We start from the raw sequence: 12,715 nt of genomic DNA, 5'->3' as shown, positions 1-12,715 counted from the left end.
TATTATTTTGACTGGTAGATAGTACTGCAAACAGGTCTAATAGGCCGCTTATCAAGCTTGTATCAAGAAGGATGTTATGAAGAGCAGTTTATCGCGAGCACCAAGAAGCAATAACGAGCGCGCAATCTTAAGTTTAATTAGGCAACAGCAAAGCATGCCTAAAGCACAAATAGCAAAAGCGTTAGCCTTGTCTGCTCAGGCGGCAACAGTGAATATTAATAAGCTTGAAGAAGATAAGCTGTTGCTTCGTGATGCACCTGTTAAAGGGCGAGTAGGGCAGCCAAGTGTGCCGTTTAGGCTCAACCCAGATGGTGCATTTAGTTTTGGTTTGAAAATCGGGCGACGACGCTTTGACCTGATACTCGTTGACTTACAAAGCACGCAAAGGACGTCTGTATCTGTTGAGGTGCATGAAGCATCGGTTGAAGAGCTTAAATCATTTTTAGAAACACATACCCCAAAGCTAATCAGTCAATTAGAGCCTGAGCTGCGCTCACATGTGTGTGGGCTTGGGGTCGCTATGCCGTTTGATATTTGGCAATGGCAAGCCGCTTCAGGCTCAGCAACCAATACACTTAGTCAGTGGCAAAACTTCGACTTAAAAGGTTACTTAGAAAGCCAGTTCCAGCTCCCTGTTTATATTAGTAACGACAATAACGCTGCCTGCTGTGCAGAGCTAAGCCTTGGTAACCCTAATAACTACAGCGATTTTTTGTATGTTTATTTGGGGGCTTTTTTAGGTGGGGCTGTGGTGATTAACCAGCAACTTCTCGAAGGTAAAAGTGGTAATGCCGGTGCTATAGGCTCAATGCTAAACACTGATCGTGAACAGTTACTTAGCCAATGTTCATTACTTTCACTGCAAAGCGAGTTTGATAAGCTGCAGTTGGGTATTTCAGTGTATGAGCTAACAGACAGTCAGTTTTCAGATCATAAACGACTTGTTCAGCCTTGGCTTGAAAAAGCCGCTGAGGCTATCAGTATTGCCATGCATAACAGTTTAAGTTTATTAGATATGCAAGCTGTGATTATTGATTCGCCGTTACCGAGTAAAGCACTTGAACAGCTCAAGCAGTTATCAATTGCCGCATTTGCACGTTTAGATAGTCGTGGACTACGTAGCTGTGAAGTGGGTTTAGGCGTGTGCGGGGAAAAAGCGCAGTCGATAGGTTCTGCTCAACTTGCGCTTAGTCATCATTATTTTTAAGAGGAGTGAGCATCTCACTCCTGCTTAATTCATTACTTCTGATATTGTTTGAACCACGCAAGCGTGTATTCAATTTTCGAAATCATACGTGATGGACGACCCGCAATACCATGGGGTGAGCCCGGTACACGAATAAGCACGGTATCTACCTTTTGCAGTTTTAATGCTTGATAGAATTGCTCTGATTCTGAAATTGGCGTGCGGCGGTCTTCTTCACCTGTCATGATCAATGATGGTGTGGTGACGTTACCCACTAATGAAAGCGGCGAACGTTTCCAGTAGTGCTCAACATTATCCCAAGGCATGCCAGGGAACTGGTTACGAATTTGACCAATATAGCTGTCAGCTGAAAGCGTTTTACTTAACCAGTTGATCACAGGCTTGGTAATTGCCGCAGCGTTGAAGCGGTTTGTTAAACCAACCGCATAAGCCGTTGCAATACCACCTGCTGAACCACCCGCAATAAATAGGTTATCTTTGTCGATAAAGCCTTTAGCAATCATGGCATCAACTGCTGAGTTGTGGTCAGCAAAGTCTTCTTCTGAACTGTATTTACCATCTAGCAGTAGTGCAAAGTCTTTACCGTAACTTGTTGAACCACGGTAATTCACATACACAACCACATAACCTTCAGCGGCATAACGTTGTAATTCAGCAGTAAAGCTTGGGCCATAGGCTAGGTGTGGGCCACCGTGAATTTCAACCATTAATGGGTATTGTTTGTTTTCATCAAAATCAGGTGGCGTAATGTACCAACCTTGAATAGCTTGGCCATCGAACTGTGACTTAACATTTAGTTCGTGCACTTTACCAAGCTTTTTATGGCCTAACACATCTTCATTTAATGAAGTTAGCGTTTTACTTTTACCCTTGTATAGGTAGCCTAAATCAGCTGGACGGTACTCGCTGCCTGTGGTGTACGCAATAGCGCCATTATTGGCCATGCTGAAACTACCACTGATATACGGACGACCAATTGAAGTGCCTGATACCGTATCCGTTAAGTCAGTGACCTTACCGCGGCTGTTTACTTTAGCAAGCTTACGCTTACCAAAATCATCGTACTGAATAACAAAGTCGCCGTCGCCTGACCACTTATAATCAGCCACTGAACGGTCTAATTTTTCAGTAATATGCTTGATTGATTTATCGTCTAAATCGAGCATAGATAGTGTTGAGTTAATGTAAGGCACAGGGGCGTTGTCACGCGCAACAAAGGCTAGTTCATCACCGTCTTCAGCGTAACGCGGGTTACTCTCACGGCCTGGTAAATCAGTTAGTTGCGTAAGCTCGCCTGATTTTACATTGATTTCATAGAGGTCTGACTCAGTTGTGCGATATTCCCACTCATCATTGCGATCAGCAGAAAAAGCTAGTTTTGTGTTACTTGGATCCCAAGCAAGTGGGCCATAGTGCTGATAATCACCCGATGTTAATTGGCGTGGTGTGCCACCCGAAACCGGAATAACAAAAACGTGACGATATGAAGGCTCTAAAAAGCCAGCGCCATCAGCTTGATAGCGTGCTTTTTCAAACACTCTCACTGGTTTTGACCACTCAGCGCCTTTTGGTTTTTTCGGCAGTTTTACCGATTTAGCGAACGCAGATTTACCTTCAGGAATGCTCATGGTGAAGGCAATTTGTGCAGAATCATTTGACCACGTTAAGTTACGTACTGATTTTGGTAGTTGCGTTAATAATGCTTGTTTATCTTGCGCTAACCAATAAACGTGAAGTTGATTCGAACCGCTTGAGTTGCTGGTAAAAGCAATTTTCTTGCTATCTGGAGACCAAGTGGGTTGGCTGTAGTTATGCTCATCAGAAAACAGCGGCGTGTGTTGACCTGACTTTATATCGTACAGCCAAAAGCTACGCTTGTTACCATCTTTCATGATGTCGTAGCCGCTGCGCACATAAACGATTTTTTTACCGTCAGGGCTTATTTGTGGGTCGCCTGCGTATTCAAGTTGAAAAATATCTTCAGAGACAAACTTGTCGTTAGCATATACTTGAGCCGTCGTTGCTGCGCACAGCAAACTTGCTCCAATAAGAATTGTTTTTTTTAATTGCATGGAATGGTCTTTTTTTAGCCGTAAAATTTTATCCTAAAAGCAGAGCATTCGCTGCGCAAGCACATTGAGATAAAGTTGCATTTACCCCAGTTGAATTGACTCGAAGTTAATGTGTACTTGCTAGTACCTGATTTTAAAGGCTTAGGCAAACTTAAAATAGTCATCCCAACGACTATCTAAGCGCTGTTTGGCCTTATCTAAATCAACGGCTGTATAAACGTTATTTTGTTGATGAACCAGCTCAAGCTTGACGAGTTTGTCTAAAGCATCATCAATTTCAAAGTCGAGCTGGCAATGATGCTGCGCGTTAAACCACTGTTCAATTTGACTATCTAATTGCTCTGCAGTCATCGCTGATTCGCTTTTTAGTAAAAAGGTGTAGGCAAGTAGCGCTTCTTTAACATCTTCTTCTTCAGCTGCATCGACTAGGGTATGAAAAACCCCGGCGTTGTTATCGAGGTTTTTAAAATACAAGTTGTCGGCTAATGCTTTCATAAAACGAATTTTACGGTTTTTAAACTTGCTCCATTCTTTAAAAATAAAGCTGCCAAATACCCCCATGCCGATTGCAAAGGTAATAAAGTGTTGCTGACTCATATGCACTTCTTCACTGCGCCAACCACCCCAAAAGGCAATCATAGCAATCAGGAGTAAAATTGACGCACCTAATTTTGTTACCAACACCACAGCTCCACCAATCAGTGCTGATGAACCAATAATCAGTTTATCTATTGGACGCATTTTTACTTCGCTATTCGGAAACAGCATTTCTAAATCGGCTTTTGGCACATTCTGGAATAATTTGACGATGGTTGAGTTTGGCTCAAAGCCTACCGGCATTTTGCCTTTTTCTAAAAAGTACTGCTCGTCTTTAAAGCGGATGAATATGGCAACGCGGTCATAGTTAGTAAACTGAATCTGCTTTTTCTTAAGCCCCCAAAAACTGCGTAGCGTCTCGGTTTTTTGCGATTCGCCGCGACGGTAAAAGACCACTTCTGCAAAGTCATCAAACTCAACGGCTAAACGTACTTTAAATAAAGACTCTTCATTCAGTGCATCTTGTAAGTCTTGATTGGTAATGGTTTCAAAATTGGCAGCATTGAGTACTTTGGCAAACTCTTTTGCAAAGGCAGATTGGTAGCTGGCACGTTGCTCGTTGGTAATCGGTGTTAGCGTGCGGGTGTCGCTATTTGGGTCAAATGGCGCATAGTTGTTTTTTAAAGACTCCAGCAGCTCGTGATATTGATAATGAGTCACGCTTTGTAAAAGAGTAGCAAACTCCATAAACGAAGCTGATTGCGGCTCACCCAAGTAAGCTTGGCAAAGATTTATGATGTCGTGTTTTCGAAAAGGGATGAATCGCGCGTTGCTCATAGATTTGTGTAATGTCATTAAAACTGGCTGGGATAATAAAAAAATAACGATAAAATTGCGACCGTTAGTGGCAAATGGCATGAACTTAGACTTTTTTACTGACTAAAACGGCTTATATTTAGAATATTTACTCCAGTAAAAACGCTGGTTTTTCCCCTTTATAGTGGCTTTATCATGCACTTTTAAATTTGCTTTGCTAATGTTTAATTCATTGCAGCAAGTTGTCGTGATTAATTATGAATAAGCAAGCACCCCCTCCAGAAGTAAAGGCTGAGTTAAATTCAGTACCTCTTGTAGTAAAGCAATTCTTTATTAGCTTTTTTGTTGTCGTTTTATTGATGATAGTCGTGACTTATTTGTATAACTTTAATCGGCTTGAAAGTGATGTTTACTTAAATGGTGTGCTCAGTGATGCTATTAATTTGCTCATTTTGATTTGTATTTTTGCGTTTGTGCAAACTTCGGTGGTTGCTAAGCGCAGTTACTTATTTTTAAGTGTGGGTATCTTCCTTTGGAGCGTCGGACTTACATTTGATTTTTTAGATGAGCTGGTGTTCCAACCAATCTGGGTCGGCATTTATATCGAAGATATTACCCGCACCTTAGGGATGCTTATCACTGGGTTTGGTCTTTATTTAGCGCTTACTGATTTAGCTAAAACCCGAGAGCAGCTCGAAGAAGAGCTAAAAACCGATGTATTAACAAAGGCGTACAATCGTCGTTATTTTTACCATTATGTGCAGCAAAACCAAAGTAAACCACATAGTTTAGTGATCGCCGATATTGATCATTTTAAGGCGATTAATGATGAATATGGCCATGATGTAGGCGATCAGGTATTGATAGACTTTGTTTATCAGTGTCACCAAGCATTAGGAGAAGACGTTCTATTTGCGCGAATTGGTGGTGAGGAGTTTGCAATGTATGTTGCCACAGATGATGCAGATGAATTACATGCTACCTGCGAGCAACTGCTGAGCCTTGCCAGTAATGTGATGGTGACACCGAGTAAAACGCTCAGCGTGAGTGTTGGTTCAGCGATCAAACGTGCTACTGAGACCTTTAGTAGTACCTTGAAACGTGCTGATCAAGCGCTTTATTTGGCTAAAAATCAGGGTCGTAGTCGCTATGTTCATAAACCGTAAGGGACGGTTAAGACTTTTTGTTGTAACCTAAAATGCAACAAAACGATTAAGGATGAATAATGGCGATTGCAAAAAAGCTTAAGCAAAAAACACGGCAGTTTATTGACTCAAAACATATGCTTAAATCGATTACGGTGGCATCATTTTTAGAGTCAACCATAGTGCCTATTCCTCTTGAAGCTGTGCTTATTCCGTTAATGCAAGCCCGCCGTGAAAAGCTTTGGTTAATTGCCTTAATGGCGACCATAGGTTGTATAATCGGTGCTATTTTTGGCTATGCCCTTGGCTATTATCTATTTGATGTAGTGGGCGATTGGGTGATTAATACCTTCTCAAACCCTGAGCAATTCGAGCAAGTTAAGCAAAAAATGCAGGCACAAGGCTTTTGGTTTGTATTGACGCTCGGTATTGTGCCCATCCCATTTCAAATTGCCATGCTTGCCGCTGGGGCTACTAAGTATTCGATTTTTCTATTTTTACTGGCAACGGTCATTGCGCGTTCAATTCGCTACTTTGCTCTTGCTGCCGTTGTTTATTTCGCGGGTAATCAGGCTGAGCGAATTATTCAAAAGCACAAAACCAAAGCCTTAGTGGCTATTTCTGTGTTAGTACTGTTACTTTGGTGGCTCAGTACACTCATTTAATACACTCATTTAACAAATAAAAAATACTGATTAGGGTTATCCTGTCTATACTTTGAATTAAGGAAAGCGCTCAATAAAAACAACAGGATGACCCATGAATACCCTAGTGGCTGCACTGCCTATTTTGGTGCTGATCTGGATGATGGTAAAAAGCAGCCCCATCGCCTCTTATATTGCCTTACCCATAACAGCGCTACTCGCCTCTTTACTGCAACTGTTTTACTTTCAAGCTGATTTAAGGCTGTTGCTTGCTAATTCGTTTGCTGGTGTATTGTCTGTTATGACGCCTATTTCGATTATTGCTGGGGCTATTTTACTTAACCGCATGTTGGCAATATCAGGGGCCGAAACCACGATTAAACATTGGCTCGAATCTATTAGCAGTAATCAAGTTGCACAGTTGATGATCATCGGCTGGGCATTTGCATTTATGCTCGAAGGTGCATCGGGATTTGGCACGCCTGCGGCCATCGCTGCGCCTATTTTGGTCGGGCTTGGTTTCTCGCCTTTTAAAGTGATTGTTTTCACTCTTATTTTAAACTCGATTCCCGTATCTTTTGGTGCAGTAGGCACACCAACATGGTTTGGCTTTTCAGCGCTACAATTAGATGATGGGCAAGTGCTGGCTATTTCAAGATGGACGGCGCTTTGTCATGTTGTTGCTGCTTTGGTTATTCCTATGATTGCGCTGTGTCTTGTTTTGCCATTAAAAAAGGTGCGTCAAAATAGCATATTCATTTATTTAAGTGTGTTTTCATGTGTCTTACCTTATTGGTTGTTTGCCCAGTGGAACTATGAGTTTCCATCACTGATTGGTGGTGCGGTGGGGCTATTAGTTACTATCTATTTAGCAAGTCGGGGAGTGGGTTTAGATAACTCAGCTGTAAATGCACAAAGCACGAAAGGCAAAGCTGAGCTCACACCCAAAGCGCTATTTTTAGCATTATTCCCGTTATTACTTTTGATTGTTGTGCTGGTGATAACCCGTATTCATCAGTTGGGCATTAAAGCATTGCTTAACGACGAAACGCTCTGGCTGAGTATTCATTTGGGCTTTGCACAATTTGAATTAAGCAAAGCGCTGATCTTATCTTTACATGAGATATTTGGCACCTCAGTGGGGTGGTCGTATAAAACCTTGTTTGTACCAGCCTTGATCCCGTTTGTATTGGTGGTGCTGATCTGCGTGCCGTTACTTAAAATGAGCAAGCCACAAGTAAAGCAAATGTGCTCCGACACCTTAGGCCGTATAGCTATGCCATGTATTGCTTTGATCGGGGCGCTGGTGATGGTGAATGTTTTAATGCAAGGCGGCCATAATGCGCCCATATTTTATATGGCGAGCACCTTTGCTGATTTAAGCGGGGAGCACTGGGTGTTATTTGCCTCGTACTTGGGGGCACTCGGCACTTTCTTTTCAGGCTCTGCAACCGTATCTAATCTTACCTTTGGCGGTATTCAATATGGTATTGCACAGCAAGTGGGCTTGTCAGAAACCTTAGTGCTTGCGTTGCAATCAACGGGGGCGGCGATGGGGAATATGATCTGCATTAGCAATATTATTGCTGTAGCCAGTATTGTTGGAGTGAATAATCAAGAAGGGCCCGTGCTTAAGAAAACCTTTTTGCCTATGCTAATTTACGGTGCAATAGTTGGGTGTTTTAGTTATCTATTTTACTGATTAAACATGTTCAGATAAAAAGGTGCCCAGATAAACCGAGCACCCTACAGAGTAACTTATTGAATAGCTTTTTTTACCTCGCGCCAGTCAATAATCTTAAAGTTTTGCGGTGCCTGTGGCATACGGTTGTAACCATCTTGCACAATTAGCACCCCTTCAGGGTAGCCCGGTAGTGCAGCCGGTGTGACCGTTAGGCCATCGGTTTCTGATACGCCATCTATTGCTAACTCTAGGTTATTACTGATTGCAAACTTACCCGCAAACTCAAGGCTTGGGGTATTGCCATCAATAATTTTATAAAGCACATAGCTGTAATCACCTTGGCTAGAAACCACTAAATATCGAGCATCTTTTGCGTGGTAGATTTCCATGCCTTCTACATCATCAACCAGCATATCGTTCACGGTTTGTAGCATTACAGGTTTATTTCCTGCTGTTGGCTCAGCGCCAATAAACCAAATACCTTCGTCTTCTTCACCTAAAAATAGCTGTGCGGTTTTATCATCAGCACTGCAACCTTCTGGTTGGCTTGGAACACTAAACTCGCGCACTAGTTGTGCTGATACGCTCTCATTATCACCTGTTAGTTTGTATTGCTGAAACAGGCCTGATTTGTCATTCATAAACACATAGTTGCCTGTGTTTGATGAGTACATACACATACCGTAAATTTCGTTTAGAGTCGTTGGCAGCTCAGCAAAATGTTGCACCTGATTGTGAGTATCGACGCTGTAAACACTGATGCTGTTATGAGTACGGTTACTACCTGCAATCCAGGTATTCGTTGCGTTGTTGATACTGGCATGTTGGCGCACATCAACATTATTTAAACGGCCTGTTTCTAGCGCTTGTAGCTCTTTGCCTGCAAGGTCATACACCATTAAACCGCGGCGTTTATCGGTACCTAAGATCAGGCTTTTTGCTGCATTTTTAGGGTTTACCCAAATAGCAGGGTCATCGGCGGCATCACCAAAAGCACGAACAGCATCGGTTTGCGCTTGTGCATTGATGTAAGTAACAGCCGCTGTTTTAGCGCTATTATGTTGTTTAGCCTGCCCATCTATTTGACCTTTTACATAATGACCTGATTCATCATCGTATAGCACAATATCAGCTTGATTATTGTTAAAGCGCACTGCGGCAGATTCAATCGCCAGTTCACCAGCAAATTGCCAGCTGCTAAAACGTTTAGTACTGCTTTCGTAGCGATGTAATTGGTTATCTTCAGAGGTGGTAAACCATAAGCTGCCATCTTCTGTTGTGCTTAAGCCGCCAACTTCAGGCGCTAAGCTGCCAAATGGCGACATCATAGCAAGGGGCTTTTTATCGGCGCGCGATTCAGCGTCGGCGTTAATTTGCCAAATGCCTAGCTCGCCTTCACTTAAATAAAGAGTTTTACTGTTATCATCAACCGCGCAGCCTGATGTTTCACTTACACCGGCAAACTCACGTAATTCAAGGTTTAACGCGCGCTTGCTTGCCATATCAAACACCAGTGATTCGCGGATAAGACCACGAGCGTCTGCCACAAATGCTGACACGGCTTGAGTGGTCAGGTTGGCAAATAAGCACACCGCCTCAGGTTTTGCTTTTGGTGGGCTGATACGGCTAATTTCAGTTAGTTGCCATTTAGCTGCTTTTTGTAAGCTAAAAATCACCGCTTGGTCGGCTTCGTTGTCGATGCTGGCAACAAGGTAACTGTTTTTGTCGATCGCCTTAACAGATAGCGCTTCGAAGTTACCTTTTTGTAATGCGTGCTGTTTACCAGTGACATCAATAAGTTGTAGGCCTTGGCTTTGTGAGCTTAATAGCCAAGCGTCATCAGCAAGGGCTGCTGCTTGTGAGCCTTGCATATTTTCAGTTGTGCCAAAGGCTGTTAATTGGTTTTTACTTGGTGCCTCAGTTGCCGTTGTTTGGCTACACGCTGCTAGGGTGCTTAGCATCACTGCACTGGCAACAAGATTAAGTAGTTTTTTAAAATTCATGGGATCCCCAAATATACAACAAGGCAGCAATGCGCTGCCTTAATAACTATTATGTGTATTAAAACGCGTAGCGCAGCATTAACTGAATAACAGGGCCTGCTTCTTCAGACTCCAGTTCATACTCGTCAAAGTCGCGGTTGATTTGGTCATCAACCGTGTCGAACTTGTTAAAGGTTTCGTCTTTGCTTGCATCAAGTAGGTTTGAGCCCACTAAACGAAGCGTGACGTCTTGCCAGCGTTTTTCTACGAATACTTCTAGGTCTGCGCCGTAGTGTGTGGTTACTTCTTCACCCACGATACGACCATAAGCATCACCTTGTTTACGGTACGTTGCACCGAACGAAGCGCCTAAATCAGGTAGGTCTTGAATAAAACCAACGTTAAACACGTAGTCTGATTGGTCGTTGAATTTACGGCTACCGAAAGTGTCATCTACTTCTGAATCAAGCCATGAGTAGTTAAAGAATACCCCTGTGTTTGGCATGCTAATAGCGCTTAGCGGCGTTGATAAATCAAGCTCGATACCTTTTACGTTGCCATCACCGGTGTTACGCGGTTGCAAAATGTAAGTACCATCACCTTCTGAGCCTTGTTGGCCTGTATTGGCTATTTCGATAAGGTCAGTGACATCGCGATAGAACACATTAATACCCACGACGCCGCTTTTACCTAAGCGATATTCATAGCCTAAGTCCATACCCCACGATGATTCTGGTTGTAGGTCTGGGTTACCTAAAAAGTCGTTATCGCCTAGCTCTTTTTCAAGTAGAGCAGGGGTGATGTAATCAAAGTCAGGACGACGTAAGCTACGTGCAACCGATGCACTAACACGGCCGTTTTCAGAGACGTTATAGCGTAAATGTGCCGATGGTAAGAAGAAGTCATAATCGTTTTTAGCGCTTACACCTTCTACTTTGTCAGTAATGGTTGAATCAGTTGTTTCGTAGCGCACACCCAGCTCCCATGAGAAGTCTTGGTCTTCGTGCTTAACTAATGCAAATACATCTAGGCGGTCTTCCTCGAGTTTATTGACACCACCAGCGGCTGCTTCAAACTCGTTATTAAAGCCTGCCAGTGACAGTGGTGTTTTGTTGAACTGATCCCAGCTAGTAAAGCTTTGTTCGCTTTCACCTTCGGCTTGATAAACAGCAGTATCGCGCTCTTTACCTTGTACAAAGGCACCGAATTGAATCGTTTTGTTCTCGCCTGCAAATAAGCTATGTTGCCATTGTAATGACCATTCTTTGTCATCCAGGTCTACGGTTTCTTCTTCTTCCTCAAACACCATAGGTAGCTCAGAGGTATCGATTTCTACTTCTTGCTCGTAAACAGACTCTTCAAAGCTTGCAAAACCAAGCTTAAATTTACTGGTGCCACCAAAAAGGGGTAACTCATAACCCGAGTTGATGTTGTAGTTGGTTTGATCGATGAAAGATACATTGGCGTTGTCGGTCTCAAGGTTACCGCCTTCAACAATTGAGTTATTGATTGCTGTTGGATCGTCATATTCGAATGAACGCTCATCTTCAGTACGGTCGGTATCAACCCAAATCGCGCTGATATCGAACTTGCTGCCGTCATCAAAAGCTATTTCGTAGCTGGCGTTTAGCGAGGTGTCGTCACCATCGCGCGTGTCTGTTTGGTCTTCACGGTTATCGAATTCTTCGGTTTTGTAATTGGCGTTATTCTCTGGGCTGTCGCCATAGCGTAGGCTTGATTTTTGTTTTGGGTTATAACGACCTTGTAAGTTCGCACCAAGTAGTAAACGGCCGCCAGCAAACTCAGTGCCGTAAACACCAGCAAAGCTTTCTTTTAATTCGCCATCGTCATAACGCAGGCCACCTGCACGCAAGTAACCACCATCTAGGCTGTAACCGTCACGCAATACAATGTTTAGCGTGCCGGCAATGGCATCGGCAGAGCGGTTTGCACTTGAAGCACGAATAATTTCTACACGCTCAATTAGCTCGGCAGGAATACGGTCAACAAAGAATGAGCGGTCAGCACCTGCACCAGGTACTTCTTCACCGTTGATAAGCACCTTTGTGTAAGCTGGGCTTAAGCCACGCATACGTGCGCCATCAGACTCTAAAACATCCGATAAAAACGTCACACTCGGTACACGTTTTAATGCATCACCGGCAGTCAGCGGTTCAAAACGTTGAAAGTATTCTTGTGAGTATTCAAGCGTCGGTGCCAGCTCTTGTGAGCGGTTGCGATAGCCGATTTCGCCATATACAACAAGCTCTTCAGAGACTTTTACTTTTTTCTCATCGCTGCTTTGTTCGTCTTGTGCGTAAGCAGCAAATTGGCATAAGGCGAGGGCGCTTACTAACGCCTTCGTTTTAAATTGTTTCATGGGGTTGCTCCTGGTTGTCCTTGGTTTGATGAGCAAAGTACGCAGCTTAAATGACGCTAATGTGACAGAAAATCGCTAACAGCCTGTAAAAACAAGTGATTAGCGGGCTTTAAAAGTACTTTTGAGCTGCAATAACCCCATATTTTTAAGGTAAATACAGTGCTTAAGGGGTTTAACAAGGTTTGACTGTCGCTTTGCTGTCACATCATTGAGCTAATATGACCCTGCTGCTTTAAACGCTAACGAGT

8 protein-coding genes are annotated in these 12,715 nt (G+C 43.1%); 4 read left to right on the top strand and 4 right to left on the bottom strand.

Annotation, left to right across the window (positions count from 1 at the left end; genetic code table 11):
• The first annotated feature begins 76 nt into the window (after nt 1-76).
• Entirely contained in the window at nt 77-1,207 is a 1,131-nt protein-coding gene (locus BIZ38_RS07010) for an ROK family transcriptional regulator (protein ID WP_187489941.1), read from the top strand.
• A gap of 32 nt (nt 1,208-1,239) precedes the next feature.
• On the opposite strand, the gene BIZ38_RS07005 is transcribed toward BIZ38_RS07010, so the two are convergent.
• Nucleotides 1,240-3,279 carry a prolyl oligopeptidase family serine peptidase gene (locus BIZ38_RS07005; RefSeq protein ID WP_138599923.1) on the bottom strand — a complete coding sequence of 680 codons (2,040 nt, stop codon included), beginning with the start codon at nt 3,277-3,279 and terminating at the stop codon, nt 1,240-1,242.
• Between the two features lie 141 nt (nt 3,280-3,420).
• On the bottom strand, nt 3,421-4,653 hold the full coding sequence (locus tag BIZ38_RS07000; protein ID WP_187489995.1) for a TMEM143 family protein: 1,233 nt from the start codon (nt 4,651-4,653) through the stop codon (nt 3,421-3,423).
• Between the two features lie 236 nt (nt 4,654-4,889).
• Here BIZ38_RS07000 and BIZ38_RS06995 point away from each other — a divergent pair, with 236 nt between their 5' ends.
• The 3 genes from BIZ38_RS06995 (at nt 4,890) to BIZ38_RS06985 (ending at nt 8,123) form a co-directional block, all read left to right on the top strand.
• Nucleotides 4,890-5,798 carry a GGDEF domain-containing protein gene (locus BIZ38_RS06995; protein ID WP_054551839.1) on the top strand — a complete coding sequence of 303 codons (909 nt, stop codon included), beginning with the start codon at nt 4,890-4,892 and terminating at the stop codon, nt 5,796-5,798.
• A 59-nt stretch (nt 5,799-5,857) separates the two neighbouring features.
• Nucleotides 5,858-6,442 (top strand): YqaA family protein, encoded by a 585-nt coding sequence (locus tag BIZ38_RS06990; RefSeq protein ID WP_187489940.1) that lies wholly within the window; start codon nt 5,858-5,860, stop codon nt 6,440-6,442.
• A gap of 94 nt (nt 6,443-6,536) precedes the next feature.
• Nucleotides 6,537-8,123, top strand: a complete 1,587-nt coding sequence (locus BIZ38_RS06985; RefSeq protein ID WP_187489939.1) for an L-lactate permease — start codon at nt 6,537-6,539, stop codon at nt 8,121-8,123.
• Nucleotides 8,124-8,179: 56 nt separating this feature from the next.
• Here BIZ38_RS06985 and BIZ38_RS06980 read toward each other — a convergent pair whose 3' ends face one another.
• Together BIZ38_RS06980 and BIZ38_RS06975 are read right to left on the bottom strand one after the other, a co-directional pair.
• Nucleotides 8,180-10,108, bottom strand: a complete 1,929-nt coding sequence (locus BIZ38_RS06980; protein WP_187489938.1) for a phytase — start codon at nt 10,106-10,108, stop codon at nt 8,180-8,182.
• Between the two features lie 58 nt (nt 10,109-10,166).
• On the bottom strand, nt 10,167-12,467 hold the full coding sequence (locus BIZ38_RS06975) for a TonB-dependent receptor plug domain-containing protein (RefSeq protein WP_187489937.1): 2,301 nt from the start codon (nt 12,465-12,467) through the stop codon (nt 10,167-10,169).
• Between the last annotated feature and the right edge of the window lie 248 nt (nt 12,468-12,715).

Source organism: Pseudoalteromonas sp. BZK2, from assembly GCF_014349195.1.
Taxonomy (GTDB): domain Bacteria; phylum Pseudomonadota; class Gammaproteobacteria; order Enterobacterales; family Alteromonadaceae; genus Pseudoalteromonas; species Pseudoalteromonas simplex.
The sequence above is the reverse complement of the archived record's forward strand: the minus strand, read 5'-3'. Positions and strand labels throughout refer to the sequence as shown.